General features: G+C 62.4%; 27 protein-coding genes. 23 read left to right on the forward strand and 4 right to left on the reverse strand.

Translation table 11 applies throughout. From position 1 onward, the window contains the following. The first annotated feature begins 147 nt into the window (after positions 1-147). From mnmG to FAS41_RS28780, 16 genes are all read left to right on the forward strand, one after another. A complete protein-coding gene (mnmG, locus tag FAS41_RS28705) occupies positions 148-2,040 on the forward strand; it encodes a tRNA uridine-5-carboxymethylaminomethyl(34) synthesis enzyme MnmG (RefSeq protein ID WP_138526698.1) in 1,893 nt (630 codons plus the stop codon). Further along, positions 2,040-2,690 carry a 16S rRNA (guanine(527)-N(7))-methyltransferase RsmG gene (gene rsmG / locus FAS41_RS28710; protein WP_138526699.1) on the forward strand — a complete coding sequence of 217 codons (651 nt, stop codon included), beginning with the start codon at positions 2,040-2,042 and terminating at the stop codon, positions 2,688-2,690. Before mnmG ends, rsmG begins: the two co-directional genes overlap by 1 nt. A gap of 18 nt (positions 2,691-2,708) precedes the next feature. Continuing rightward, a complete protein-coding gene (locus FAS41_RS28715) occupies positions 2,709-3,497 on the forward strand; it encodes a ParA family protein (RefSeq protein ID WP_024765005.1) in 789 nt (262 codons plus the stop codon). Between the two features lie 17 nt (positions 3,498-3,514). Then, positions 3,515-4,387: a ParB/RepB/Spo0J family partition protein gene (locus FAS41_RS28720; protein ID WP_138526700.1), complete on the forward strand. Its 873-nt coding sequence runs from the start codon at positions 3,515-3,517 to the stop codon at positions 4,385-4,387. 152 nt (positions 4,388-4,539) lie between these two features. Then, positions 4,540-4,947: a F0F1 ATP synthase subunit I gene (locus FAS41_RS28725; protein WP_138526701.1), complete on the forward strand. Its 408-nt coding sequence runs from the start codon at positions 4,540-4,542 to the stop codon at positions 4,945-4,947. 16 nt (positions 4,948-4,963) lie between these two features. Next, a complete protein-coding gene (gene atpB, locus FAS41_RS28730; RefSeq protein WP_017518843.1) occupies positions 4,964-5,833 on the forward strand; it encodes a F0F1 ATP synthase subunit A in 870 nt (289 codons plus the stop codon). A gap of 110 nt (positions 5,834-5,943) precedes the next feature. Then, a complete protein-coding gene (gene atpE, locus FAS41_RS28735) occupies positions 5,944-6,201 on the forward strand; it encodes a F0F1 ATP synthase subunit C (protein WP_003457994.1) in 258 nt (85 codons plus the stop codon). A gap of 52 nt (positions 6,202-6,253) precedes the next feature. Then, a complete protein-coding gene (locus FAS41_RS28740) occupies positions 6,254-6,724 on the forward strand; it encodes a F0F1 ATP synthase subunit B (RefSeq protein WP_017518842.1) in 471 nt (156 codons plus the stop codon). A gap of 12 nt (positions 6,725-6,736) precedes the next feature. Continuing rightward, on the forward strand, positions 6,737-7,273 hold the full coding sequence (locus FAS41_RS28745) for a F0F1 ATP synthase subunit delta (protein ID WP_017518841.1): 537 nt from the start codon (positions 6,737-6,739) through the stop codon (positions 7,271-7,273). Between the two features lie 18 nt (positions 7,274-7,291). After that, a complete protein-coding gene (gene atpA, locus FAS41_RS28750) occupies positions 7,292-8,836 on the forward strand; it encodes a F0F1 ATP synthase subunit alpha (RefSeq protein ID WP_045213785.1) in 1,545 nt (514 codons plus the stop codon). Between the two features lie 52 nt (positions 8,837-8,888). Then, complete coding sequence (gene atpG, locus FAS41_RS28755; RefSeq protein WP_017518839.1) at positions 8,889-9,749, forward strand: F0F1 ATP synthase subunit gamma; 861 nt, start codon at positions 8,889-8,891, stop codon at positions 9,747-9,749. A 30-nt stretch (positions 9,750-9,779) separates the two neighbouring features. Further along, positions 9,780-11,156 carry a F0F1 ATP synthase subunit beta gene (gene atpD / locus FAS41_RS28760; protein WP_045213787.1) on the forward strand — a complete coding sequence of 459 codons (1,377 nt, stop codon included), beginning with the start codon at positions 9,780-9,782 and terminating at the stop codon, positions 11,154-11,156. 40 nt (positions 11,157-11,196) lie between these two features. Beyond that, entirely contained in the window at positions 11,197-11,622 is a 426-nt protein-coding gene (locus FAS41_RS28765) for a F0F1 ATP synthase subunit epsilon (protein ID WP_017518837.1), read from the forward strand. A gap of 112 nt (positions 11,623-11,734) precedes the next feature. Then, on the forward strand, positions 11,735-13,102 hold the full coding sequence (glmU, locus tag FAS41_RS28770; RefSeq protein WP_138526702.1) for a bifunctional UDP-N-acetylglucosamine diphosphorylase/glucosamine-1-phosphate N-acetyltransferase GlmU: 1,368 nt from the start codon (positions 11,735-11,737) through the stop codon (positions 13,100-13,102). 119 nt (positions 13,103-13,221) lie between these two features. Then, the gene (locus FAS41_RS28775; RefSeq protein WP_017518835.1) at positions 13,222-13,809 is read left to right on the forward strand and encodes a MarC family protein; all 588 of its coding nucleotides are present in this window, start codon (positions 13,222-13,224) and stop codon (positions 13,807-13,809) included. Positions 13,810-13,831: 22 nt separating this feature from the next. Further along, a complete protein-coding gene (locus FAS41_RS28780) occupies positions 13,832-14,614 on the forward strand; it encodes an N-acetylmuramoyl-L-alanine amidase (protein WP_138526703.1) in 783 nt (260 codons plus the stop codon). Here the strand turns inward: FAS41_RS28780 and FAS41_RS28785 are convergent. Both FAS41_RS28785 and algB read right to left on the reverse strand, forming a co-directional pair. Beyond that, positions 14,611-16,398 carry a KinB sensor domain-containing domain gene (locus FAS41_RS28785; RefSeq protein WP_246084957.1) on the reverse strand — a complete coding sequence of 596 codons (1,788 nt, stop codon included), beginning with the start codon at positions 16,396-16,398 and terminating at the stop codon, positions 14,611-14,613. The genes FAS41_RS28780 and FAS41_RS28785 overlap by 4 nt on opposite strands. Before the next feature lie 2 nt (positions 16,399-16,400). Next, positions 16,401-17,747 carry a sigma-54-dependent response regulator transcription factor AlgB gene (gene algB / locus FAS41_RS28790; RefSeq protein WP_138526705.1) on the reverse strand — a complete coding sequence of 449 codons (1,347 nt, stop codon included), beginning with the start codon at positions 17,745-17,747 and terminating at the stop codon, positions 16,401-16,403. 228 nt (positions 17,748-17,975) lie between these two features. Between algB and FAS41_RS28795 the strand changes: the two genes are divergently transcribed. The 5 genes from FAS41_RS28795 to FAS41_RS28815 all read left to right on the forward strand — a co-directional run bounded on the left by FAS41_RS28795 (position 17,976) and on the right by FAS41_RS28815 (position 20,730). Then, complete coding sequence (locus FAS41_RS28795) at positions 17,976-18,830, forward strand: BON domain-containing protein (RefSeq protein ID WP_138526706.1); 855 nt, start codon at positions 17,976-17,978, stop codon at positions 18,828-18,830. Between the two features lie 34 nt (positions 18,831-18,864). Then, complete coding sequence (locus FAS41_RS28800; protein ID WP_138526707.1) at positions 18,865-19,299, forward strand: ferritin-like domain-containing protein; 435 nt, start codon at positions 18,865-18,867, stop codon at positions 19,297-19,299. A gap of 279 nt (positions 19,300-19,578) precedes the next feature. After that, entirely contained in the window at positions 19,579-19,896 is a 318-nt protein-coding gene (locus tag FAS41_RS28805) for a hypothetical protein (protein WP_138526708.1), read from the forward strand. A gap of 161 nt (positions 19,897-20,057) precedes the next feature. Continuing rightward, entirely contained in the window at positions 20,058-20,219 is a 162-nt protein-coding gene (locus FAS41_RS28810) for a DUF1328 domain-containing protein (RefSeq protein ID WP_017518828.1), read from the forward strand. A 40-nt stretch (positions 20,220-20,259) separates the two neighbouring features. Beyond that, a complete protein-coding gene (locus FAS41_RS28815; RefSeq protein ID WP_138526709.1) occupies positions 20,260-20,730 on the forward strand; it encodes an inhibitor of vertebrate lysozyme family protein in 471 nt (156 codons plus the stop codon). Between the two features lie 189 nt (positions 20,731-20,919). On the opposite strand, the gene FAS41_RS28820 is transcribed toward FAS41_RS28815, so the two are convergent. Next, positions 20,920-21,579: a DUF3313 domain-containing protein gene (locus FAS41_RS28820; RefSeq protein ID WP_138526710.1), complete on the reverse strand. Its 660-nt coding sequence runs from the start codon at positions 21,577-21,579 to the stop codon at positions 20,920-20,922. A gap of 668 nt (positions 21,580-22,247) precedes the next feature. On the opposite strand from FAS41_RS28820, the gene gltP reads away from it, so the two are divergent. Both gltP and FAS41_RS28830 read left to right on the forward strand, forming a co-directional pair. Continuing rightward, positions 22,248-23,597, forward strand: a complete 1,350-nt coding sequence (gene gltP / locus FAS41_RS28825; protein WP_138526711.1) for a glutamate/aspartate:proton symporter GltP — start codon at positions 22,248-22,250, stop codon at positions 23,595-23,597. A gap of 108 nt (positions 23,598-23,705) precedes the next feature. Next, positions 23,706-24,935 carry a nucleoside recognition domain-containing protein gene (locus tag FAS41_RS28830; RefSeq protein WP_138526712.1) on the forward strand — a complete coding sequence of 410 codons (1,230 nt, stop codon included), beginning with the start codon at positions 23,706-23,708 and terminating at the stop codon, positions 24,933-24,935. Here the strand turns inward: FAS41_RS28830 and FAS41_RS28835 are convergent. After that, positions 24,917-25,549, reverse strand: coding sequence for a serine protease (locus FAS41_RS28835; RefSeq protein WP_425049003.1), 633 nt, complete (start codon positions 25,547-25,549; stop codon positions 24,917-24,919). The genes FAS41_RS28830 and FAS41_RS28835 overlap by 19 nt on opposite strands. Positions 25,550-25,596 lie beyond the last annotated feature (47 nt).

Genomic DNA, 25,596 nt, shown 5'->3' on the forward strand with positions numbered 1-25,596 from the left:
TTAAAAAAGTTCCTCTCTTTTATTTTCTATAGAAGCGCACAGCCTCCATTGGCTATTTTTTGTTCAGGTGCCTTCAATCGAGAGCCCTTAAGCCCTATACTGTCCGGCTCTCTTCTTTCTCCTTGATCAACAGGCACGAGGTGCGTGGTGGATTTCCCTTCCCGTTTTGACGTGATCGTGATCGGCGGCGGCCATGCCGGCACAGAGGCCGCACTAGCGGCTGCACGCATGGGCGTGAAGACGCTGCTGCTCACCCACAATGTGGAAACCCTTGGCCAGATGAGCTGCAACCCCGCCATCGGTGGGATCGGCAAAAGCCATCTGGTGAAGGAAATCGATGCGCTGGGTGGTGCCATGGCACTGGCTACCGATAAAGGCGGCATCCAGTTCCGTGTGTTGAACAGCCGCAAAGGCCCGGCAGTCCGTGCGACTCGTGCCCAGGCAGACCGTGTTCTCTACAAGGCCGCTGTGCGCGAGATCCTGGAGAACCAGCCGAACCTGTGGATATTCCAGCAAGCCTGCGATGACCTGATCGTCGAGCAGGATCAGGTGCGCGGCGTGGTGACTCAGATGGGTCTGAAATTCCACGCGGATAACGTCGTCCTTACTGCAGGTACTTTCCTCGGTGGACTTATCCACATCGGCCTGGAGAACTACTCCGGTGGCCGTGCCGGTGATCCGCCCTCGATCGCCCTGGCGCGACGCCTGCGTGAACTGCCGCTGCGTGTGGGTCGCCTGAAGACCGGTACTCCACCGCGCATCGATGGCCGCAGTGTCGACTTCAGCGTGATGACCGAGCAGCCCGGCGATACACCGATCCCGGTGATGTCCTTCCTTGGCAACAAGGAAATGCATCCGCGCCAGGTCAGTTGCTGGATCACCCACACCAACGCGCGGACCCACGAGATCATCGCCTCCAACCTCGATCGCTCGCCCATGTACTCCGGCGTGATCGAAGGGGTCGGCCCGCGCTACTGCCCGTCGATCGAAGACAAGATCCATCGCTTCGCTGACAAGGACAGCCATCAGGTCTTCCTCGAGCCCGAGGGACTGACCACCCATGAGCTGTACCCGAACGGCATCTCCACTTCTCTGCCCTTCGATGTACAGCTGGATATCGTCCGCTCGATCCGCGGCATGGAGAACGCGCACATCGTTCGCCCGGGTTATGCCATCGAGTACGACTACTTCGACCCGCGCGACCTGAAGTACAGCCTGGAGACCAAGGTCATCGGCGGGCTGTTCTTCGCCGGCCAGATCAACGGCACTACCGGCTACGAAGAAGCCGGCGCCCAGGGGCTGCTCGCCGGCGCCAACGCCGCTTTGCGTTCGCAGGGCCGTGACAGCTGGTGCCCGCGCCGCGACGAGGCGTACATCGGTGTACTGGTCGACGACCTGATTACCCTCGGCACCCAGGAGCCGTACCGCATGTTCACTTCGCGCGCCGAATACCGGCTGATCCTGCGCGAGGACAACGCCGACCTGCGCCTGACCGAGAAAGGTCGCGAACTGGGCCTGATCGACGACCAGCGCTGGGCGGTGTTCGAAGCCAAGCGCGAAGGCATCGAGCGTGAAGAGCAGCGCCTGAAGAGCACCTGGGTTCGCCCGAACACGCCACAGGGCGATGCCATCGCCGAGCGTTTCGGTACGCCGCTGGCCCACGAATACAACCTGCTGAACCTGTTGGCGCGCCCGGAAATCGATTACATCAGCCTGGCCGAAGTGACCGGCGCCGGCGCGGAAGACCCGCAGGTGGCCGAGCAGGTCGAAATCCGCACCAAGTACGCCGGCTACATCGATCGCCAGCAGGAAGAGATCGCGCGCCTGCGGGCCAGCGAAGACACCCGTCTGCCTGTGGATATCGACTACCAGTCGATTTCCGGGCTGTCGAAGGAAATCCAGCTCAAGCTCGGTAACGCCCGGCCGGAAACCCTAGGCCAGGCGGGACGCATTCCGGGTGTGACCCCGGCGGCGATCTCCCTGCTGCTGATCCATCTGAAAAAACGCACCTCCGGCCGTCAGCTGGAGCAGAGCGCCTGATGTCCCTGATCTCTTCCCGCCACGCCGAAGAACTCGCGCATGGCATCCAGACGCTCGGCCTGGATATCGACGCTGCCACCCAGCAGCGCCTGCTGGACTATCTGGCCTTGCTGGCCAAGTGGAACAAGGCCTACAACCTCACCGCCGTGCGTGATGTGGATGAAATGGTCTCCCGCCACCTGCTCGATAGCCTGAGCATCGTTCCGCCGTTCGAAGCCGCCGGCGGTGATCGCTGGCTGGACGTGGGCAGCGGCGGTGGCATGCCCGGTATTCCGCTGGCCATCCTGTTCCCCGGCAAGTCCCTGACGCTGCTGGACAGCAACGGCAAGAAGACCCGCTTCCTCACCCAGGTGAAGCTGGAGCTCAAGCTCGACAACCTGCAGGTTATCCACAGCCGGGTGGAAGCCTTCCAACCCGAGCTGCCGTTCAATGGCATCGTTTCCCGAGCTTTCAGCAGCCTCGAAGACTTCACCAACTGGACGCGTCACCTGGGAGACACCCAGACCAACTGGCTGGCCATGAAAGGCGTACACCCCAGCGACGAGCTCGCGGCACTCCCGGAAGATTTCCGGGTCGAAGCCGAACGCGCTCTGGCGGTGCCGGGTTGCCAAGGCCAGCGCCATCTGCTGATACTGCGCCGCACTGCATGACGGGGAGTGGGGAAAACCATGGCTAAGGTATTCGCGATCGCCAACCAGAAGGGCGGCGTCGGCAAGACCACGACCTGTATCAACCTCGCGGCATCACTGGTCGCCACCAAGCGACGCGTGCTGCTGATCGATCTCGATCCACAGGGCAACGCCACCACCGGCAGCGGTGTGGATAAGTTGTCCCTGGACCATTCCATCTACGACGTGCTCACCGGCGAATGCGACCTGGCCCAGGCCATGCAGTTCTCCGAGCATGGCGGCTACCAGCTGCTGCCCGCCAACCGCGACCTCACCGCGGCGGAAGTGGTGCTGCTGGAAATGGACATGAAGGAACACCGGCTGCGCCACGCGCTGGCGCCGATCCGAGAGAACTACGACTTCATCCTCATCGACTGCCCGCCGTCCCTGTCGATGCTGACGGTCAACGCCCTGTCCGCCTCGGACGGCGTGATCATCCCCATGCAGTGCGAGTACTACGCGCTGGAAGGACTGACCGACCTGATGAACAGCATCCAACGCATCGCCGAGCGACTGAACCCGGCGCTGAAGATCGAAGGCCTGCTGCGCACCATGTACGACCCGCGCATCAGCCTGACCAACGACGTCAGCGCGCAGTTGCAGGAACACTTCGGCGACAAGCTCTACACCACCGTGATCCCGCGCAACGTGCGATTGGCCGAGGCACCCAGCTTCGGCATGCCGGCGCTGGTCTACGACAAGCAATCGCGCGGTGCCCTCGCCTACCTGGCGCTGGCCGGCGAGCTGGTGCGCCGTCAGCGCGCCGCTCGCACCACCGCCCCCGCCTAAGAGATTAAGGAACCCGCATGGCCGCCAAGAAACGAGGTCTCGGACGCGGGCTGGACGCCCTGCTCAGTGGCTCCAGCGCCGCTACGCTGCAGGAAGAAGCCGTTCAGGTGGACAGCAAGGAGCTGCAACACCTGCCGCTGGACCTGATCCAGCGCGGCAAGTACCAGCCCCGCCGCGACATGGACCCGCAGGCCCTCGAAGAACTCGCCCAGTCGATCAAGGTCCAGGGCGTGATGCAGCCGATTGTGGTGCGCCCTATCGACAAGGGTCGCTACGAGATCATCGCCGGCGAGCGCCGCTGGCGTGCAAGCCAGCAGGCCGGCCTGGACAAGATCCCGGCCATGGTCCGCGAAGTGCCGGACGAAGCCGCCATTGCCATGGCGCTGATCGAGAACATCCAGCGCGAGGACCTCAACCCCATCGAGGAAGCGGCCGCGCTGCAGCGCCTGCAGCAGGAATTCCAGCTGACCCAGCAACAGGTCGCCGACGCCGTGGGCAAATCCCGCGTGACCGTGGCCAACCTGCTGCGCCTGATCGCCCTGCCGGACGAGATCAAGACGCTGCTTTCGCACGGCGACCTGGAAATGGGCCACGCCCGTGCCCTGCTCGGATTGCCCGAGAATCGGCAGGTTGAAGGTGCGCGACATGTTGTCGCACGCGGCTTCACGGTGCGTCAGACCGAAGCACTGGTGCGCCAGTGGCTCAACGCCCCCGAGGAACCTGTCAAAGCGGTCAGGACCGATCCGGACATCAGCCGCCTGGAACAGCGCCTGGCCGAGCGCCTGGGCGCTCCGGTGCAGATTCGCCATGGGCAGAAGGGCAAGGGCCAGTTGGTAATCCGCTACAACTCCCTCGATGAGCTCCAGGGCGTCCTCGCCCACATACGCTGATACGAACGTAGCATGTAGGGGTCGTCGGAAATCACTACCTGACGGTTGAATGGGTATGCGGCGCCCCCTATACTCTGCGCGCAATTTTGTCGGCACAAAGTATGCCAAGTTGTTGATTTGTGAAGCCGACACCAGAGGACTGTGAGCTAGAGATGGAACCCCGCAAGCCCGAACGTTTGCCCGTCCATCATCAACCGGCGTTTCGCCTGTTGCTCGTCCAGCTGGTGGTGCTGCTTATCGGTGCAGCAACCCTGTGGTTTGCCCAGGGATCGGTCGCAGGCTATTCCGGATTGCTCGGAGGCCTGATTGCGTGGTTGCCGAATCTGTACTTTGCTCGCAAGGCGTTCCGTTACAGCGGTGCGCGTTCTGCCCAGCTGATAGTCCGGTCCTTTTATGCCGGTGAAGCGGGAAAACTGATTTTGACGGCAGTGCTCTTCGCACTGACGTTTGCAGGTGTGAAGCCCCTGGCGCCGCTGGCGCTGTTCGGCCTCTACCTGCTGACCCTCGCGGTCAGCTGGTTTGCACCCCTGCTGATGCGAAACACATTTACAAGACCTTAGAGCGATTGAGGCAAACATGGCAGCAGAAAGCGCTTCGGGTTACATCCAGCACCACTTGCAGAACCTGACCCTGGGTCGTCTGCCGGATGGTTCCTGGGGGTTCGCCCACACCGCCGAACAAGCCAAGGAAATGGGCTTCTGGGCATTCCACGTTGATACCCTGGGTTGGTCCGTATTCCTCGGCCTGGTGTTCATCCTTATCTTCCGCATGGCAGCCAAGAAGGCCACCAGCGGTCAACCTGGCGGCCTGCAGAACTTCGTCGAAGTTCTCGTGGAGTTCGTCGACGGCAGCGTGAAGGACACCTTCCACGGCCGTAACCCGCTCATCGCACCGCTGGCGTTGACCGTGTTCGTCTGGATCTTCCTGATGAACCTGATCGACCTGGTACCCGTGGACTTCCTGCCGCTCGCGGCTCAGGCAGTCACCGGCAACGAGCACCTGTTCTTCCGCGCCGTAGCCACCACCGATCCGAACGCCACCTTCGGCATGTCGATCGCGGTCTTCGCGCTGATCATCTTCTACAGCATCAAGGTCAAGGGCATCGGCGGCTTCCTCGGCGAACTGACTCTGCATCCGTTCCACAGCAGCAACATGGTGGTTCAGATCATCCTGATCCCCGTGAACTTCCTGCTGGAGTTCGTGACCCTGATCGCCAAGCCGGTATCCCTGGCACTGCGTCTGTTCGGCAACATGTATGCCGGCGAGCTGATCTTCATCCTGATCGCCGTGATGTTCGGTTCCGGCATCCTCTGGCTGGGCGGCATGGGCGTCGTGCTGAACTGGGCGTGGGCCGTGTTCCACATCCTGATCATCACCTTGCAGGCCTTCATCTTCATGATGCTGACCATCGTCTACCTGTCGATGGCCCACGAAGACAGCCACTGATCCAAAGATTCTATGCGCCCACTCTCCTTCGGGAGTGGGCGTAAGAAGAGCTTCACCACCTTAACTTGCTTCAACCTTTAACCAACACGACAAAAAAGTCGGGAGGAAAAATGGAAACTGTAGTTGGACTCACTGCTATCGCCGTTGCTCTGCTGATCGGTCTGGGCGCTCTGGGTACCGCCATCGGCTTCGGCCTGCTGGGCGGCAAGTTCCTGGAAGGCGCTGCGCGTCAGCCGGAAATGGTTCCGATGCTGCAGGTCAAAATGTTCATCGTCGCCGGCCTGCTCGACGCCGTGACCATGATCGGCGTTGGTATCGCTCTGTTCTTCACCTTCGCTAACCCGTTCATTGCTCAGGTTGCCCAGTAATTTCCGCAACGCGGAAATCTGTGACTGAACAACGAACGAGCGAGGTATTGGCGTGAACATTAATGCAACTCTGATCGGCCAGGCCATCGCGTTCGCCATCTTCGTCCTGTTCTGCATGAAGTTCGTATGGCCTCCGGTCATCGCGGCTCTGCACGAGCGTCAGAAGAAGATCGCCGACGGCCTGGACGCTGCCAACCGCGCGGCTCGTGACCTGGAACTGGCTCACGAGAAAGCGGGTCAGCAACTGCGCGAAGCCAAGGCTCAGGCAGCCGAAATCATCGAGCAGGCGAAGAAGAGCGCTAACCAGATCGTTGACGAAGCCCGTGATCAGGCCCGTGCCGAAGGTGATCGCATGATCGCCCAGGCCAAGGCCCAGATCGAACAGGAACTCAACAGCGTCAAAGACGCCCTGCGTGCCCAAGTGGGTGCCCTGGCTGTCTCCGGCGCCGAGAAGATCCTGGGTGCTTCGATCGATGCCAACGCGCAAAAGCAGCTGGTTGATCAACTGGCCGCCGAGATCTAAGCAGAGGGCGATATGGCAGAACTGACCACATTGGCTCGTCCATACGCGAAGGCGGCTTTCGAGTACGCCCAGGCTCATCAGCAACTGGCCGACTGGTCCGCTGCTCTGGGTGTGCTGGCTGCAGTGTCGCGGGACGACACCGTGCGCCAGCTGCTCAAAGAGCCCCAGCTGACCGCGGCAGCCAAGGCTGACGCGCTGATCGACGTGTGTGGCGACAAGCTCAATGCTCCGGCCCAGAACTTCGTCCGGACTGTGGCTGAAAACAAGCGGCTCGACCTGCTGCCGACCATCTTCGTGATGTTCGAGCAGCTCAAGGCCGAGCAGGAAAAGCTGGTCGAGGTCGAGGTCACTAGTGCCTTCGCCCTGGACCAGGAACAGCAGGACAAACTCGCCAAGGCTCTCAGCGCCCGGCTCAGTCGCGAAGTGCGACTTCATGCGTCGGAAGACGCGAGCTTGATCGGCGGCGTGGTCATTCGCGCCGGTGACTTGGTAATCGATGGCTCGGTGCGCGGCAAAATCGCGAAACTGGCCGAAGCGTTGAAATCTTGAGTTTGAAGGGGCAGCGGCATGCAGCAACTCAATCCTTCCGAAATTAGTGAAATCATCAAGGGGCGCATCGAGAAACTCGACGTCGCCTCGCAAGCGCGCAACGAAGGCACCATCGTCAGTGTTTCCGATGGCATCGTGCGCATCTTCGGTCTGGCCGACGTCATGTACGGCGAGATGATCGAATTCCCGGGCGGCGTCTACGGTATGGCGCTGAACCTGGAGCAAGACTCCGTCGGTGCTGTGGTACTGGGTGAATACCAGGACCTCAAAGAAGGCATGAACGCCAAGTGCACCGGCCGCATCCTGGAAGTACCGGTTGGTCCGGAACTGCTGGGCCGCGTTGTCGATGCCCTGGGTAACCCGATCGATGGCAAAGGCCCGATCGATGCCAAGCTGACCGACGCAGTCGAGAAAGTGGCACCGGGCGTGATCTGGCGTAAGTCGGTAGACCAGCCGGTTCAGACCGGTTACAAGTCGGTCGACGCCATGATCCCGGTTGGCCGTGGCCAGCGCGAGCTGATCATCGGTGACCGTCAGATCGGTAAAACCGCTCTGGCCATCGACGCCATCATCAACCAGAAGAACAGCGGCATCCGTTGCGTCTACGTAGCCATTGGTCAGAAGCAATCGACCATCGCCAACGTCGTTCGCAAGCTGGAAGAAAACGGCGCCCTGGCCAACACCATCGTGGTCGTTGCCAGTGCATCGGAATCCGCAGCTCTGCAATACCTGGCTCCGTACTCCGGTTGCACCATGGGCGAATTCTTCCGCGACCGCGGTGAAGATGCCCTGATCGTGTACGATGACCTGTCCAAGCAGGCCGTAGCCTACCGCCAGATCTCCCTGCTGCTGCGCCGTCCGCCGGGCCGCGAAGCTTACCCGGGCGACGTGTTCTATCTCCACAGCCGTCTGCTGGAGCGCGCTTCCCGCGTTTCCGAAGAGTACGTAGAGAAGTTCACCAACGGCGAAGTGAAAGGCAAGACCGGTTCCCTGACCGCCCTGCCGATCATCGAAACCCAGGCTGGCGACGTTTCTGCGTTCGTTCCGACCAACGTGATCTCCATCACCGACGGTCAGATCTTCCTGGAATCCGCCATGTTCAACTCGGGTATCCGTCCGGCCGTCAACGCCGGTATCTCGGTATCTCGTGTTGGTGGCGCGGCCCAGACCAAGATCATCAAGAAGCTGTCCGGTGGCATCCGTACCGCGCTGGCCCAGTACCGTGAACTGGCGGCCTTCGCCCAGTTCGCCTCGGACCTGGACGACGCGACCCGCAAGCAGCTGGAACATGGTCAGCGCGTTACCGAGCTGATGAAGCAGAAGCAATACGCGCCGATGTCCATCGCCGAGATGTCGCTGTCCCTGTATGCCGCCGAGCGTGGCTTCCTGCAGGACGTCGAGATCGCCAAGGTGGGCGCCTTCGAACAAGCGCTGATCGCCTACTTCCAACGTGAGAACGCCGCTCTGCTGGCGAAGATCAACGAGAAGGGTGACTTCAACGACGAAATCGACGCGGGCATCAAGGCCGGCATCGAGAAGTTCAAGGCCACCCAAACCTGGTAAGCCGCAGCGGGGGTCGTTAACGGCCCCCGCCTGCTAAACCGATAGGTGTGAAATGGCAGGCGCAAAAGAGATTCGCAGCAAGATTGCGAGCATCAAAAGCACGCAAAAAATCACCAATGCCATGGAAAAGGTGGCGGTGAGCAAGATGCGCAAGGCACAAATGCGCATGGCGGCCGGCCGTCCCTACGCGGAGCGCATTCGCCAGGTGATCGGCCATCTGGCCAACGCCAACCCGGAATACCGTCACCCGTTCATGGTCGAGCGTGAAGTAAAACGCGTCGGCTACATCGTGGTGAGCTCCGACCGTGGCCTGGCTGGCGGCCTGAACATCAACCTGTTCAAGGCTCTCGTCAAGGACATGAGCGGGCAGCGCGATCGTGGCGCGGAGATCGACCTCTGCGTGATCGGCTCCAAGGGTGCATCCTTCTTCAAGAGCTATGGCGGCAACGTAGTTGCAGCTATCAGCCACCTGGGCGAAGAGCCGTCGATCAATGATCTGATCGGCAGCGTCAAGGTCATGCTGGATGCCTACCTGGAAGGTCGTATCGATCGCCTGTACGTGGTTTCCAACAAGTTCGTCAACACCATGACCCAGAAGCCGACCGTGGAACAGCTGATTCCGCTGGTGGCCGAGGACAATGCCGAGCTGAAGCACCACTGGGACTACCTCTACGAACCCGACGCCAAGGCCCTCCTCGACGGCTTGCTGGTGCGCTACGTGGAATCCCAGGTGTACCAGGCCGTGGTTGAGAACAACGCCTGTGAGCAGGCGGCCCGGATGATTGCAATGAAGAACGCTACCGACAACGCCGGTGATCTGATCAGTGGTTTGCAGCTGATCTACAACAAGGCACGTCAGGCGGCGATCACCCAGGAAATCTCGGAAATCGTCGGCGGCGCTGCCGCGGTGTAAGAACAGGTTCAAAATTCAGAGGAACCAGACATGAGTAGCGGACGTATCGTTCAAATCATCGGCGCCGTGATCGACGTGGAATTCCCGCGCGATGCCGTGCCGAGCATCTACGAGGCCCTGAAAGTTCAGGGCGTCGAAACCACCCTGGAAGTTCAGCAGCAGCTGGGCGACGGCGTGGTTCGTTCCATTGCGATGGGTTCCACCGAAGGCCTCAAGCGTGGCCTGAACGTGGAAAGCACCGGCGCAGCCATCTCCGTCCCGGTCGGCACCAAGACCCTGGGCCGTATCATGGACGTGCTGGGCAACCCGATCGACGAAGCCGGTCCTATCGGCGAAGAAGAGCGCTGGGGTATTCACCGCGACGCTCCGTCCTACGCTGACCAGGCTGGCGGCAACGACCTGCTCGAAACCGGCATCAAGGTTATCGACCTGGTGTGCCCGTTCGCCAAGGGCGGTAAAGTCGGTCTGTTCGGTGGTGCCGGTGTCGGCAAGACCGTAAACATGATGGAACTGATCCGTAACATCGCCATGGAGCACAGCGGTTACTCTGTGTTCGCTGGTGTGGGTGAGCGTACTCGTGAGGGTAACGACTTCTACCACGAGATGAAGGATTCCGGCGTACTGGACAAGGTAGCCCTGGTTTACGGCCAGATGAACGAGCCGCCGGGCAACCGTCTGCGCGTTGCACTGACCGGCCTGACCATGGCTGAGAAGTTCCGTGACGAAGGCCGTGACGTACTGCTGTTCATCGACAACATCTACCGTTACACCCTCGCCGGTACCGAAGTATCCGCACTGCTGGGCCGTATGCCTTCCGCAGTAGGTTACCAGCCGACCCTGGCCGAAGAGATGGGCGTTCTGCAAGAACGCATCACCTCCACCAAGAAAGGCTCGATCACCTCGATCCAGGCCGTCTACGTTCCCGCGGACGACCTGACCGACCCGAGCCCGGCGACCACCTTCGCCCACCTGGACGCCACCGTCGTACTGTCCCGTGACATCGCCTCGCTGGGTATCTACCCCGCAGTTGATCCGCTGGACTCGACTTCCCGTCAGCTGGACCCGCTGGTCATCGGCCAGGATCACTACGACACCGCTCGTGGCGTGCAGTACGTTCTGCAGCGCTACAAGGAGCTGAAGGACATCATCGCGATCCTCGGCATGGACGAACTGTCCGAGTCCGACAAGCTGCTGGTGGCCCGTGCTCGTAAGATCCAGCGCTTCCTGTCCCAGCCGTTCTTCGTGGCTGAAGTATTCACCGGCTCGCCGGGCAAATACGTCTCCCTGAAGGACACCATCGCTGGCTTCAAAGGCATCCTCAACGGCGACTACGATCACCTGCCCGAGCAGGCGTTCTACATGGTCGGCGGCATCGAAGAAGCCATCGAGAAAGCGAAGAAGCTGTAATCCGTGCGCCCGGCAACGGGCGCTTACGTGAGGCAAGGGTATGGCTATTACTGTCCACTGCGACATCGTCAGCGCCGAAGCGGAGATCTTCTCCGGTCTGGTTGAGCTGGTCGTAGCGCACGGCTCCCTGGGCGATCTGGGTATCGCTCCGGGCCACGCGCCGCTGATCACCGAGCTCAAGCCGGGTCCGATCCGCCTGGTGAAGCAGGGTGGCGAGCAGGAGGTGTACTACATCTCCGGTGGCTTCCTCGAAGTACAGCCGAACATGGTCAAGGTTCTCGCCGACACCGTGATTCGCGCAGGCGACCTCGACGAAGCGGCTGCCCAGACCGCACTGAAGGAAGCTGAGAAGGCTCTGCAAGGTAAAGGTGCAGAGTTCGACTACAGCTCCGCCGCAGCCCGCCTGGCCGAAGCCGCAGCGCAACTGCGCACGGTCCAGCAGGTTCGCAAGAAGTACGGCGGCTAAGCCGCGAAGTCCTCCGGGACTTCAGCGACAAATAGGAAAAGGGTAGCCTTGGCTACCCTTTTTCTTTTTCTACACCCGGGGTTTCCCCGCTCACCAGGACGGTCCCTCACTCATGTCTCTCGAAATCGTCATTCTTGCCGCTGGCCAGGGCACCCGCATGCGCTCGGCCCTGCCGAAAGTCCTGCATCCGGTGGCTGGCAAACCCATGCTTGCCCACGTGATCGATACCGCCCGCGGTCTCAGCCCGTCGCGTATCCACGTGGTGATTGGCCATGGTGCCGACCTGGTGCGCGAGCGCCTGCAGGCGGATGACCTGAATTTCGTGATCCAGGAACAGCAGTTGGGCACCGGTCATGCCGTAGCGCAGGCCGCCCCGTTCCTGAGTGCGGACAAGGTGCTGATCCTCTACGGCGATGTGCCGCTGATCGAGCAACCGACCCTGGAGCGTCTGATGGCCCAGGCCACGCCGGAGCAGCTGGCACTGCTGACCGTCGAGCTGGAGGACCCCACCGGCTACGGCCGTATCATTCGCGAAGACGCTGGCGAAGTTCAGGCCATCGTCGAGCAGAAGGACGCCACTGCCGAGCAGCGCGCCATCCGCGAAGGCAACACCGGTATCCTCGCCGCGCCGCGTGAGCGCCTGCTGGGCTGGCTGTCGCGCCTGTCCAACTCCAACGCCCAGGGCGAGTACTACCTTACCGACGTCATTGCCATGGCCGTCGGCGACGGCCTGCGCGTGGCCACCGCCCAACCCCAGGTGGCGATGGAGACCCAGGGCGCCAACGATCGCCTGCAGCTCTCCGAACTGGAGCGTTTCTTCCAGCTGCGTGTGGCGCGTCGCCTGATGGCCCAGGGCGTGACCCTGATCGATCCAGCGCGCTTCGATGTGCGTGGCGAAGTCAGCGTCGGCCGTGACGTCAGCATCGACATCAACGTGATCCTCGAGGGCCAGGTGGAGATCGAGGACGACGTGCAGATCGGTCCGAACTGCTACATCAAGGACAGCACCCTGCGCCGTGGCGCCATCATCAAGGCCAACTCGCACCTGGACGGCGCCCACGTTGGCCCGGACAGCGACGTCGGCCCGTTCGCTCGCCTGCGTCCGGGCAGCGTGCTGGAGCGCCAGGTGCATGTGGGCAACTTTGTCGAGCTGAAGAACGCTCATCTGCAGGACGGCGTGAAGGTCGGTCACCTGACCTACCTGGGCGACAGCGAAGTCGGTGCACGCAGCAACATCGGCGCCGGTACCATCACCTGTAACTATGATGGCGCGAACAAGTGGCGCACCACCATTGGCGAGGACGTCTTCATCGGCTCCAACAACTCGCTGGTGGCACCTGTGGATATCGGTGCCGGCGCCACGACTGGCGCGGGTTCCACCATTACCGCCGAGGTTCCTGCCGGCACCCTCGGCGTCGGCCGCGCCAAGCAACGGGTGATCGAAGGCTGGAAGCGCCCGGAAAAGATCAAGAAGTCCTGATACACAAGCCCTCGACCTGTGGGTAAGTTGTTATCCACAGGTCGATTCGCTCATTCCGTTATTCACAGGCCATCCCGGAAACCGCGGAGTGGCTCGTTCTCGCTGGAGTTGTCCCGGTCATGCTTGGCGTCGCCATCCTGATCTTTCTGATCACCGACCCGTTCGGCAATATCGCGGTCTTCCTCGCCGCCCTCAAGTCAGTCCCCGCCGAACGCCGTCTGAAGGTGGCGCTGCGCGAGCTGCTGTTTGCCCTCGGCCTGCTGCTGCTGTTCCTTACCCTGGGCGAGCACATCCTTACCGGGCTGGGCTTGTCCAAGGAAGCGACTGGTATCGCCGGGGGCATCATCCTCTTCGTGGTCGCCATGCGCCTGATCTTCCCCACGCCTCAGGGCGTGTTGGGCGACATGCCCGACAACGAGCCGCTGTTCGTGCCGTTGGCCACTCCGGCGGTGGCCGGGCCCTCTGCGCTGGCAATGCTGATCACCCTGCGCAGCACCTACACTGGTCCGTTGTGGGAGTTGTATCTCGCAGTGATCCTCGCTTGGGCGGCGACCGCCTTCATCCTGATGCAGGCGGCGTTCCTCCAGCGCTTCCTCGGCCCACGCGGGCTGATGGCCGTGGAGCGCCTGGCCGGCATGCTGCTGATCATGCTCAGCGTGAACATGCTCCTGCAGAACGTGCGCAGCTTCCTGCACATCGCTGCCTGATGCCCTCCCTCTGAGAACCGCCATGATCCTGCGTGTCCTGACCTTCGCCTTGCTCACCACACTGCTCGCCGGCTGCGCGGACAAGGGCCTGCAGATCGATCGCGAACATGTGTCGAAGAATCAGGACAGCCGCATCCAGTACGTCATCGTCCACTACACCTCGGCTGACCTGCCGCGCTCGCTGGCGCTGTTGACCCACGGCGAGGTGAGCGCGCACTACCTGATAGGCGATAACCCGGCGACCATCTACCAGCTGGTGGACGAGAACCGCCGTGCCTGGCACGCCGGCGCCAGCGAATGGCAGGGCCGGACCTGGCTCAATTCCACCTCCATCGGCATCGAGCTAGTGAACCCCGGCTACCGCGATACTCCCAGCGGCAAGATCTGGTATCCCTATCCGGATGCGCAGATAGACGCGCTGATCGCCCTGCTGCGGGATATCACCCAGCGCCAGGGCATCACCCCGGAACATATCCTTGGCCACAGCGATATCGCCCCGCAGCGCAAGGTCGACCCAGGCCCGCTGTTCCCCTGGAAGAAACTTGCCGAAGCCGGCCTGATCCCCTGGCCGAAACCGGGCGAGCTGGCCCGTCGACTGACCGAACTGAACGGCCAACTGCCGGCTCCTGGCTGGTTCCAGCAGCAGCTGGCGCGACACGGCTACGCGGTGCCGCTCAATGGGGTGATGGATGAGGAAACCCGCAATGTGATCGCGGCGTTCCAGATGCGCTTCCGCCCGGAGCGCTTCGATGGCGAACCGGACCTGGAAACCGCCGCGCTATTGCTGGCGGTTCCGACCTCTTAAACCGGCAACAGCAGGTAAAAGCGCGAGCCCTTGCCCTGTTGCGAGCGCAGGGCGATGCGTCCGCCGTGCAGTTGTACGATTTCTCGACACAGCGCCAGGCCGAGCCCTACACCGCCTTTCTTGCGGCCCACCTGCACGAAGGGTTCGAAGATGCGTCCCTGTTGGCTGAGCGAGATGCCGTCGCCGCTGTCTTCCACGGCAATTGCCACGCGCTCTTCCTGGCAGCGCGCCTGCAGGCGAATGGTGCCGCCTTCGGGCGTATGGCGCAGTGCGTTGCCGATCAGGTTATCCAGCACCCGCTCGATCTGGGTGCGATCGATATTGATCGGCGGTAGATCTTCGGCGATCTCCAGGTCCAGTTCGATGTGCTTGTCTTCGGCCGGCCCGATAAAGCGTTGGTGAGCCTGGCGCAGCAGGTCGCCGACATCGCAAAGCTGCAGCTCGAGCTTCTGGGTGCCGCTCTGGTAGCGGGAGAAATTCAGCAGGTCGTTGATCAGCCGCACCAGGCGGTGCATCTCCTCGTCCACGGTACGCACCAGGTCGCGCTCGCGGGATTCCTCGGGGAACTTCAAGCGTTCGGCGAGCAGGCCGAAGGCCATGTGCATCCCCGTCATGGGCGTGCGTAGTTCGTGTGACGCACGCAGCACGAAGTCATTGCGTACGCGTTCGAAGGCGCGCTGCTCGGTGACGTCGCGCACGACCATCACCGCGCCGATGTTGCGCCCGTCGTCATGGCTGACTGGCGACATGCCCCAGGTCAGCAACCGGCTTTCGCCGCTCACTTCCACCACCAGGTCCTGCGGGGTTTCCTCCAGCAGATTGCCGCTCAGGACGCGCTGCGCCGCCTGGTTCAGCGCAGGGTTGTTCAGCATGGTGCCCAGTTCCTGGCCCTGGGGATCGCTGTGGGAGAACAGCTGGCGCGTGGCGACCGGATTGGCGTGTTCGATACGACCGTGGCGGTCGAGGATCACCAGGCCGTCGTCGATGCTGTCGAGCACTGCCAGCAGGCGCTTGCGGCCTGAACCCAGCGCCTCGGTGTTGCTCGCGCGGTAAAGCCGCAGGGCTTCCGCCATCAGGCCGAAACGGCGGCTGAGGGAGGACATCTCGGCGACCCCGGAAACCGGCAGGGTCACGTCGAATTCGCCCTGGCCGATCTTGTCCGCGGCCTTTGCCAGTGTCTCGATGGGCGCGCCGAAGCGGCGGGCGATGCTGTGGGCGGTGATGAAACCGACCACCAGGATGGCGATGCCGATGAGTCCGAGCAGGCCACTGATCAGCAGGGTGCGGTCGCGGGCCGAGCGCTCGTCGGCGCTGATGTTTTCCATGGCTCCCTGGTGCAGCGCCAGCAGGCGGTTGCGCAGGACGTCGAGGGTGCGGCTGAGATCGCTGTCCTCCAGCAGTTCCGGGCGGCCGGGACCGGGGGTGCCGATGGCATTGACGAACAGGCGGTGCGCGTCGGCGATGTCCGTCATGGCCTGGCGGTCACCATTGTTCCTGGCCATCGCACGGCCGCGTTCGATGGCCAGGGCAAAATTCGTCCGGGCCTGTTCAAGGCGCCCAGGGTTGGGTTGGGCGCTGAGCACCTGGACCAGTTCGTCACCCAAGGCCTGGCGCAGATGCTGGCTGACCTCGATGGCATCGAAGTTGTGCTGGATCAGCCGAGCCTGCTCGCGCCCGGTGATGATCACGCTGAAAAGACCCAGGAGCAGACCGATGAGCGCGACCGTAATGAGCGCCGATATGCTCAGGAACAGCCTCGTGCGCAGCGTCATCGGAATGGGCAGGTTCACAGGCTGTACTGCTTGCGCTTGCGATACAGGGTGGAAGCGTCGATCCCCAGGGTCTTGGCCGCCTGGTCGAGTGTGGCGCTGGAAGCCATGACGGCGGCGATGTGAGCTTTCTCCAGCGCTTCCAGGCTCATGGCTTCGCCAATGCGTGGCGCCGAGTTGGTGGTCTGTTCACCGATGGCCAGCTGTTCGACACCGATCAGATCGAAATTGCAGATGATGCTTGCACGTTCGATAACGTTGCGCAGCTCCCGCACATTCCCCGGCCAGTTGTAGCGGCGCAGTAACGCCCGCGCGTCGTCGGTGAATCCGCGAGCGGGGCGACCGTAGTCCTTCACGAAACGGGCGAGGAAGCGTTCGGCCAGGCCGATGATGTCCTCGGCGCGTTCGCGCAGCGGCGGCAGATTCAGCACGATGACGTTCAGACGGTAGAGCAGGTCTTCACGGAACGTGCCCTGGGCGACCATGCCGGCGAGATCCCGGTTAGTGGCTGCGAGGATACGGACGTCGGCATTGCGAGTAACCGGATCGCCGACCCGCTCGTACTCCTTGTCCTGGATGAATCGCAATAACTTTGGCTGCAAAGTAAGAGGAAAATCGCCGATCTCGTCGAGAAATAGCGTACCGCCATCCGCCTGGCTGATGCGCCCGAGGGTGTTCTCCGTGGCGCCGGTGAAAGCGCCGCGGCTGTGGCCGAACAGCTCGCTTTCCATCAGTTCGGCAGTCAGGGAAGGGCAGTTGATCGTCACGCAGGATTTCTTCGCGCGTTTGCTCCAGTGGTGAATCGCCCGGGCCAACTCTCCCTTTCCTGAACCGGACTCGCCCAGGATAAGGATGTTGGCATCCGTGGCCGCCACCTGGCGGGCGGTCTCCAGCACGGCGGCCATGGCCGGGCTGTGGGATTCGAGTACGTCGCCCTGCTTGCGCACCTCGCCTTCCAGTGCCTCGATGCGCGCGGTGAGCTGGCGCACTTCCAACTGCTTGGCGGCGGCGAGGCGCAGCTGGTCGGGGCTGCAGGGCTTCACCAGGTAATCGGCAGCGCCGGTCTGCATGGCGTCGACGGCGGTATCCACGGCTGAATGGGCGGTGACGATCACCACGCGCATCCAGGGGGCCTGCACACGCATCTGCGCCAGCACATCCAGGCCGTTGTCGTCGCCCAGGCGCAGGTCGAGGAAGCACAGGTCGAACACCTGGCGCTGCAACAGGTTCTCGGCCTGCTGCGCGCTGCTGGCGGTGGCCACGCTGTAGCCCTCGTCCTCCAGGCAGTAGCGGAACGAGCGCAGGATGGCGGACTCGTCATCGACCAGCAGGATCCGGCCTTGCTGTTCAGGCGTTGCGTCCATTCAGCGATTTCCTCGTTGTGTGATTCATTGTTGTAAGGGGTGTGATTTTTCTTAGTCCAGGGTTTTTCGTGCAAGTTGCAAGAATCTTTCTGGTCCTTCGGGCAGGGTGCACAGTCCGGAGGGAGAGGGATCCATTCAACACATTGAATTACAAGAATTTTATCCACAAAAGGCACTGGCACGGCGCTTGCGAATCCAATCTCGCAACATCGTTTGACGGAGACCGCCATGCCTAACCCGAAGATCCTTGCTCTCGCCCTGGGTTCCGCCCTGCTCGCCTTGCAGCCACTGGCCAGCCACGCCGCCGAGGCTGGGCTGACCGCACAGTTGGCCGAAGCGCGACAGGAAGGTTCGATCTGGACGGCCATCAACCTCAATCGAGAACTCAAGCCATACGCGATCAAGGTGGATGTGGAGAACGGCCGCGCGCAGCTGACCGGCGCCGTGGCCAGTGAAGAACAGAAGGCGCTGGCCGGACAGATCGCCGGCAGCGTCGAAGGCGTCACCGCCGTGGATAACCAGTTGGGTGTCGACGCGTCCCTGGCGGATGCACAGAAGGCCGATACAACCCAGGGCGAAGGTGTGGTGCAGAAGTGGGACGACGCCACGCTGGCGGCCAGGGTGAAATCCAAGCTGCTGCTGGAAAAACGTGGTGAAGGCCTGGATATCAAGGTCACCAGCAAGTCCGGCGCAGTCATTCTCGGGGGCACGGTCGTCAGTGAGGAGGCCAGCCAGCAGGCCGGCCACCTGGCGGCGCAGACCGAAGGCGTCACTGCTGTGGATAACCGCCTGAAGGTCGATCCGGATGCCGCTTCCACCCAGAAACTTGAGAAATCCGTCGGCGATGCCCAGGCCGCCGTGAGCGATGCCTGGATCACCAGTCAGATAAAGGCCGGCATCCTCGCCGCCCATGCCCTGAATGGCCTGTCCATTGGTGTGTCCACCCGTGACGGCGTGGTGACCCTCAGTGGCCAGGTGCCCAGTGCCGACGAGCGCCAGCAATTGATCGATTCCGCCCGCAAGACCCGTGGTGTGCGTGAGGTGGACGCCACTGCGCTGATGGTGGCCGGCCAGGCCGCCTGACTCTTCCACCCTTTCCTATGCAGGAGAACCTGTCATGACTCGCACGACCAGTCAGCTCAATGAGCTTATCGAGATTACCCGTGACGGCCAGCGTTTCTACCAGCACGCCATCCAGGAAGTGAAGGATGCCCGGCTGCAGCAGCTGTTCCAGTCCATGGCGCAGGCCAAGACCGACGTGATCAATGCCCTGGCCGGCAAGGTGGCTGCCAACCACGAGGACCCTGCCACCGGCGGCACCCTGCTGGGCAAGTTGCGCCAGGTCTACGCCGATACCCGCGCGACCCTCGCCAGCGACGAGGGTGCCACCTATGTCGCCCAGCTGGAGGAAACCGAAGACCGCATCCTGCATGCCTTCGAGGATGCCTTGGAGAAAGGCACACCGGAAACCCAGGCCCTGCTTCGCGCCGAACTGCCCAAGGTGCGGGCATGCCATGACCAGATGAGTCAGCTCAAGCACTCGCTGAAGTGATGCCGTTCACACAGGCACAAGGAAGTGCCTGACGCCGGGATTGCAAAACGCACGAACTATCCCGGTCCATCGTGCAGGATGCGGTAGAAAGGGACCTTGTTACTATATTTAACTTATTGATTTATAAGGTAAAAATAGAATTCATCAGACTGGCATGCGGCGTGCAATTTCAACTGCAAGACAGTCAACAAAACCACCCGCGACGGCAAGAACCTGAAAGGCCCAAGGAAACAGTCTCAAGGTTCGATAGACAGATCGGCGACGGGCAGGAGAAACGGGATGAACAGCGGAACCAACAGCCAAGTGCAAGTCGCGCGTATCGATGTGTGGAGTCGGATCTTCTTTGCCGGCGCCCTCCTGCTGTTGCTGGTCAACCAGGTGCAACTGCAGATGCAGGTCTCACAGGCTCAGGCCGCCAGTGCACCGGTCGCCTACGTTCCGACTGCTTCCAGCACGCCCGGACTGTACCGCGAAGCTTCGCGTTATCCACAGGTCGCTCCTGCCCGCAACCCGGATCAGGTGCTGCAAGCCCCACAGGCCCAAACCCAGGCTCAGGTCCAGCCGATGGCCCGATCCCAGGGCGGCTGGGTGTTCTGATCCCGGATTTCTGAATCGCTGGTAGGCCGCTGGCTTGCCCGACAGGTCCGCTGTGCCCGGGAGCACCCGGGCGGACACCCCTTCCGGAGACTGCCTTGCGATCGCTCCGGAGCAGGTACCCGACGCGGTACCGAACCGACAACGAGAAGAGGAGAGACCCCATGCTTAGCTGGGCACTGACATTCCTGATCATCGCCATCATCGCCGCGGTCCTGGGCTTCGGTGGTATCGCCGGCGCCGCGACCAGCATCGCCAAGATCCTGTTCGTGATCTTCCTGGTGCTGTTCATCGTGTCCTTCTTCATGGGCCGTCGCCGGGGGTGATACCCCGAGATCGGATGGACGTTGAACAAGGAGCGTAGCGATGAGCTTTACCCGCAATCTGCTGCTGTCGACCCTCCTGCTCGGCGCCGGGGCTCAAGCCCTGGCCGCCGAGGCGGACAAGGATGCGCAGTACCGCTTGAACGAGTTGGTGGCCAGTGATCCGCAGTACCGCGATACCTGGCAATCGGTGGTCAAGGACGAGAGCCGCCTGCCGGACTGGGTGATGAACCTCAGTGGCACCGCGACGCCGATGCAGGCGGTGGACGAGCAGGGCGACAAGTACCTGGTAGGCGAACTGTGCGAGGTGCACAACTGTGCTGCCCATCGGTTGTACGTGGCGTTCACCTGGGACAAGGACAAGGCCTATGCGTTGTACGTGAAGGTTCCCGAGAACCTTCCCACGGACAAGTCATCGAGCAAGCACGCCAGTTTCCGCTGGCTGGGCGAGCCGGACGATTCGGTGAAGCGGATCCTCGACGACCAGCTCAAGAGCGATCCCAACTGGTATTGATCCACCGATTTCGAACACTGCGTAGCCGTTGCGGCGTACGCATGGCCAGGGAGCCGGGATGTTCGGGATGCGTCATGTCCTGAGCGACCCAGGGGTACAGGGAGTACCTCCGCGCCAGCGGGCGAGGGCAGGCAAGGCGTGCGGAACCGGGGCGACAACTTCGCACCGGTTCCGGAGCGCCATCAAAGGTCAGGGGTTGAAGTTGGCCGCGTCGCGCGCCCAGCCATCGAGCACGGGCTTCAGGTCGTCGAGGGTCAGGTGGGTGCTGGAGTTCTCCAGCGTCTTGCCTGCACCCTTGCGTACCACCTTGGCGACCGGCTTGCTGGTTGCACCATCCAATGCCTCGAATTCCACGAAGACCTCGGTGTCCTGATCACGCGTGCCGATGGCGGTCGACGTTGCCGCTACCACCAGCGCGATCGGGATGACCTCGTAGGCATGCAGGCCTTCGTTGGAGACATCCACGCCGCTGATTGCGGTGCGTAGCACCAGGGTGTCGCGATCAGCCTGCTGGACGATGCGGTAGCGGCTGCCCAGTTGCAGCTCGACCTGCTTCTTCAGGTAGTCGGGGATTGCGTTGAGGGTGGTCTGATCGATGGTTTCGTTTGGTTTCGGCGGCGGGTAGTAGACCGGCCGCTCGACCAGCACCGAGCTGTAGTTCGCCAGTTTCAGGTTCGGGTCGACCCAGCGCAGCACCGGCTGGCCACTGGGTGACGTGGCGGGCTTGAGTTGCGAGTAGTCGCCGAGGAAGCCGGAGTATTGCGAGGCGTCTGGTTTCTGGCTGGAGCAACCGGCCAGCGCCAGGGCGCCAGTGAAGAGCAGAGTGGGTACTACGTAGCGTCGCGTCATGGAGCATCCTTATTCAGAGTGTCACCGCGTTGTGCTTTCACCACATTGAACAACCCGTTGCTGACCCGGCTGTCGCGGCGGCCGCAGGGTATCCGCAGCCCTGCTCGAACCCGGTCGAACTTCACTGATGTCGGTCAATTCGGACCCAGGCAGATTCGTCCTACAATGCCTCGCCGATTCCCGTCGGCCGCATCAACGGCCCTCCGGCACCTCAATAATGAAGAGCGGAATCCGGTACTTACCCACAGTGCCTGCTTTCCTGCCAGCCTCTCAGTCGAAGGGCCCTTTGTCTCGCCCTCGGCCATCCATGACGGTCCCCTCGCGGCGACCGTACATCCGGTAACAAGAACCCGCCCGTGAGCGCGCGCGGACTTCTGATCCGATCAATCCGGGCCATTGATGGCCGAATTGCATCAAGCCTAGACGGCTTTGAAGAGCGCTGCGTGGCAGGGGTTCAGGAACCTGCGTCATGCAGAAAATCAAGGGTCTTACGACCTGGAACCAAGGTTTCAGATGCCTTTTCCTATGCCGATTGTGCATGGGGTAGGCGTTTCCGGCATTAGACGGAGGAGGGGTAGGTCGGAATCATGCGCCCCTTTTTTCGCAGGCATCGGCATCCCGATGATCCGGCGAACCCCGACTTCCACAAGAATCAAGGGTGACTCACTATGGGCAAAGCCAAGCTCAGCCTCGCCTGGCAGATCCTCATCGGCCTGGTACTCGGAATTGCACTGGGCGCCGCGCTCAACCATTTCAGCGCGGAAAAGGCCTGGTGGATCAGCAACATCCTCCAGCCGGCGGGCGACATCTTCATCCGCCTGATCAAGATGATCGTCGTACCGATCGTGATCTCCTCGCTGATCGTCGGCATCGCCGGCATGGGGGATGCGAAGAAGCTCGGGCGGATCGGTCTGAAGACCATCATCTACTTCGAAATCATCACCACGGTCGCCATCGTGGTCGGCCTGCTGCTGGCGAACATCTTCCAGCCCGGCGCCGGCATCGACATGAGCACCCTGGGCACTGTGGATATCTCCCAGTACGCGCAGACCGCCAAGGAAGTCGAGCACCACCACGCGTTCATCGAAACCATCCTCAACCTGATCCCGTCGAACATCTTCGCGGCCATGGCCCGTGGCGAGATGCTGCCGATCATCTTCTTCTCGGTGATGTTCGGCCTGGGGCTGTCCTCGCTGCCGGCGCCGACCCGCGAGCCGCTGGTGAAGATGTTCCAGGGCGTGGCCGAGGCCATGTTCCGCGTCACCCACATGATCATGCGCTACGCCCCCATCGGCGTATTCGCGCTGATCGCCGTGACGGTCGCCAACTTCGGCTTCGCCTCGCTGCTGCCGCTGGCCAAGCTGGTGGTGCTGGTGTACTTCGCCATCGCCTTCTTCGCCTTCATGGTGCTGGGCCTGGCCGCACGCCTGTTCGGCTTCTCGATCATCAAGCTGATGCGCATCTTCAAGGACGAACTGGTCCTGGCGTATTCCACCGCCAGCTCCGAGACCGTGCTGCCGCGCATCATCGAGAAGATGGAAGCTTACGGCGCGCCCAAGGCGGTGAGCAGCTTCGTGGTGCCCACTGGCTACTCCTTCAACCTCGATGGCTCGACCCTGTACCAGAGCATCGCGGCGATCTTCATCGCCCAGCTCTACGGCATCGACCTGTCCATCGGCCAGCAACTGATGCTGGTGCTGACCCTGATGGTCACCTCCAAGGGCATCGCCGGCGTGCCGGGTGTTTCCTTCGTGGTGCTGCTGGCGACCCTGGGCAGCGTGGGCATTCCGCTGGAAGGCCTGGCCTTCATCGCGGGTGTCGACCGCATCATGGACATGGCGCGCACCGCGCTGAACGTGATCGGCAATGCCCTCGCGGTACTGGTGATCTCCAAGTGGGAAGGCGTGTACGACGCGCAGAAAGGCGCCCGCTACTGGGAAGCCATGCGCAACGGCCGTGTCGAAGCCTTCCTCGAAGGGGAGAGCCCGGACGGCAAGCAGAGCCCCGTCACTCACTGACCCGAAAGGGTTATCCACAAGGCCCTGGCAATGTCCGGGGCCTTGTCGTTTCTGGCGCCCGAAGTGCCTGTGCCGCTATCATCGCGGCCATTCCAAGGGGGACTCTTCATGCTCAACGGCCTGTGGCTGAGCTTCTTCATCGTTGCGGCGGTCACTGCACTTTCCCGCTGGCTGCTGGGTGGCGAGGCCACCGTGTTCGCCGCCATGGTGGAAAGTCTGTTCGCCATGGCCAAGCTGTCGGTGGAGGTCATGGTGCTGCTGTTCGGCACCCTGACCCTCTGGCTGGGCTTCCTGCGCATTGCCGAGAAGGCCGGCCTGGTTGAAAAGCTTGCGGTGCTGCTCGGCCCGCTGTTCCGTCGCCTGATGCCGGAAGTGCCCGCCGGCCATCCGGCCATCGGCCTGATTACCCTGAACTTCGCTGCCAACGGCCTGGGCCTGGACAACGCCGCCACGCCCATCGGCCTCAAGGCCATGAAGGCGCTGCAGGAACTCAACCCCAGCAGCACCACCGCGAGCAACGCGCAGATACTCTTCCTGGTGCTCAACGCCTCGTCCCTGACCTTGCTGCCGGTAACGATCTTCATGTACCGCGCCCAGCAGGGTGCGGTGGACCCGACCCTGGTGTTCCTACCGATCCTGCTGGCCACCAGTGCCTCCACCGTGGTTGGCCTGCTCAGCGTCGCGGTGATGCAGCGCCTGCGCCTGTGGGACCCGGTGGTGCTGGCCTACCTGATTCCCGGCGCACTGGCGCTGGGCGCGTTCATGGCGCTACTGGCCGGGCTTTCTGCGACAGCGCTGGCGCAGCTCTCCTCGCTGCTGGGCAACCTCACCCTGTTCGGCATCATCATGCTGTTCCTCGTCGTCGGCTGGCTGAAGAAGGTGCCGGTGTACGAAACCTTCGTCGAAGGCGCGAAGGAAGGCTTCGATGTCGCCAAGAGCCTGCTGCCGTACCTGGTGGCCATGCTCTGTGCGGTGGGCGTGCTGCGCGCCTCCGGTGCACTGGAGATGGCGCTGGACGGCATTCGCTGGGTGGTCGAAGGCGTAGGCTGGGACACCCGCTTCGTCGATGCGCTGCCCACCGCGCTGGTCAAGCCATTCTCCGGCAGCGCCGCGCGTGCGATGCTGCTGGAGACCATGCAATCCCATGGCGTGGACAGCTTCCCGGCCCTGGTAGCCGCCACTGTGCAGGGCAGCACCGAGACCACCTTCTATGTGCTCGCCGTGTACTTCGGCGCCGTTGGCATCCAGCGTGCCCGCCACGCCGTTGGCTGCGCGCTGCTGGCGGACCTGGCCGGCGTGCTGGCTTCCATCGGTGTCTGTTACTGGTTCTTTGCCTGAAGAGCTTGAGCGGCCTTGCGCGCCGACTGGGCCTGGAACAGCAGCCACTCGCGCTGAATCACGCTGTAGGGTACGAACACGCTCAGGCGTGACATGGCGGCCAGTTCCGGGCGGTTCGCCGGCGGCCGGAAGCCCGCCTGGAAGCCGATGTTGATCCCCAGCACGCTGCCGTCACTGCCGATCAGCGGCCCGCCGGACATCCCTTTGGCGATGGCCGCGTCGTGCACGCCATAGCGTTCGCCACTGGCGGAGCCGTCATCGACGAAAGGCACCGGCCAGACCTTGCCCGTGCTGCTCATCGGGATGAGCAATGAACTGCTGCCCAACGCTGTGACCGTCTCGCCCGCGCGAAACTGACGCCATTGCGGCAGGGCACCATCGGCCTTGTGCGCGATGAACAGCAGGTCGCAGCCGGTGCTGCAGTGATAGGCCTGGTGGCGCAGGAAAGGCGTATGGGCGGCGGTCACGGCGTAGTCGGCGTTCCATTGCACCGCGGAGGCAACGATGAAGCCCGGAATCGGCGGGCCGGAGAGGACGGTGAAGTAGCGATCCGTCAGACGGCTATCGGTTTCTGGTGAGACCCAGCCGTTGCAGCCGGCCAGGGAAAACAGCAAGAAAATTCCCCAGATATTTTTCATATGAAAGCTCTCCCTTTTTTGTG

Source organism: Pseudomonas nicosulfuronedens (assembly GCF_005877905.1).
GTDB lineage: Bacteria > Pseudomonadota > Gammaproteobacteria > Pseudomonadales > Pseudomonadaceae > Pseudomonas > Pseudomonas nicosulfuronedens.

What these genes read in the sequence shown, in the direction of transcription:
- atpA (WP_045213785.1), top strand. Translation starts at nt 7,292, where the DNA reads ATGCAGCAACTCAATCCTTCCGAAATTAGTGAAATCATCAAGGGGCGC.
- FAS41_RS28800 (WP_138526707.1), top strand. Translation starts at nt 18,865, where the DNA reads ATGACTCGCACGACCAGTCAGCTCAATGAGCTTATCGAGATTACCCGT.
- FAS41_RS28720 (WP_138526700.1), top strand. Translation starts at nt 3,515, where the DNA reads ATGGCCGCCAAGAAACGAGGTCTCGGACGCGGGCTGGACGCCCTGCTC.
- glmU (WP_138526702.1), top strand. Translation starts at nt 11,735, where the DNA reads ATGTCTCTCGAAATCGTCATTCTTGCCGCTGGCCAGGGCACCCGCATG.
- rsmG (WP_138526699.1), top strand. Translation starts at nt 2,040, where the DNA reads ATGTCCCTGATCTCTTCCCGCCACGCCGAAGAACTCGCGCATGGCATC.
- atpB (WP_017518843.1), top strand. Translation starts at nt 4,964, where the DNA reads ATGGCAGCAGAAAGCGCTTCGGGTTACATCCAGCACCACTTGCAGAAC.
- FAS41_RS28805 (WP_138526708.1), top strand. Translation starts at nt 19,579, where the DNA reads ATGAACAGCGGAACCAACAGCCAAGTGCAAGTCGCGCGTATCGATGTG.
- FAS41_RS28795 (WP_138526706.1), top strand. Translation starts at nt 17,976, where the DNA reads ATGCCTAACCCGAAGATCCTTGCTCTCGCCCTGGGTTCCGCCCTGCTC.
- atpE (WP_003457994.1), top strand. Translation starts at nt 5,944, where the DNA reads ATGGAAACTGTAGTTGGACTCACTGCTATCGCCGTTGCTCTGCTGATC.
- atpG (WP_017518839.1), top strand. Translation starts at nt 8,889, where the DNA reads ATGGCAGGCGCAAAAGAGATTCGCAGCAAGATTGCGAGCATCAAAAGC.
- FAS41_RS28810 (WP_017518828.1), top strand. Translation starts at nt 20,058, where the DNA reads ATGCTTAGCTGGGCACTGACATTCCTGATCATCGCCATCATCGCCGCG.
- FAS41_RS28715 (WP_024765005.1), top strand. Translation starts at nt 2,709, where the DNA reads ATGGCTAAGGTATTCGCGATCGCCAACCAGAAGGGCGGCGTCGGCAAG.
- FAS41_RS28780 (WP_138526703.1), top strand. Translation starts at nt 13,832, where the DNA reads ATGATCCTGCGTGTCCTGACCTTCGCCTTGCTCACCACACTGCTCGCC.
- FAS41_RS28745 (WP_017518841.1), top strand. Translation starts at nt 6,737, where the DNA reads ATGGCAGAACTGACCACATTGGCTCGTCCATACGCGAAGGCGGCTTTC.
- FAS41_RS28830 (WP_138526712.1), top strand. Translation starts at nt 23,706, where the DNA reads ATGCTCAACGGCCTGTGGCTGAGCTTCTTCATCGTTGCGGCGGTCACT.
- FAS41_RS28815 (WP_138526709.1), top strand. Translation starts at nt 20,260, where the DNA reads ATGAGCTTTACCCGCAATCTGCTGCTGTCGACCCTCCTGCTCGGCGCC.
- algB (WP_138526705.1), bottom strand. Translation starts at nt 17,747, where the DNA reads ATGGACGCAACGCCTGAACAGCAAGGCCGGATCCTGCTGGTCGATGAC.
- FAS41_RS28725 (WP_138526701.1), top strand. Translation starts at nt 4,540, where the DNA reads ATGGAACCCCGCAAGCCCGAACGTTTGCCCGTCCATCATCAACCGGCG.
- FAS41_RS28820 (WP_138526710.1), bottom strand. Translation starts at nt 21,579, where the DNA reads ATGACGCGACGCTACGTAGTACCCACTCTGCTCTTCACTGGCGCCCTG.
- FAS41_RS28775 (WP_017518835.1), top strand. Translation starts at nt 13,222, where the DNA reads ATGCTTGGCGTCGCCATCCTGATCTTTCTGATCACCGACCCGTTCGGC.
- gltP (WP_138526711.1), top strand. Translation starts at nt 22,248, where the DNA reads ATGGGCAAAGCCAAGCTCAGCCTCGCCTGGCAGATCCTCATCGGCCTG.
- FAS41_RS28765 (WP_017518837.1), top strand. Translation starts at nt 11,197, where the DNA reads ATGGCTATTACTGTCCACTGCGACATCGTCAGCGCCGAAGCGGAGATC.
- atpD (WP_045213787.1), top strand. Translation starts at nt 9,780, where the DNA reads ATGAGTAGCGGACGTATCGTTCAAATCATCGGCGCCGTGATCGACGTG.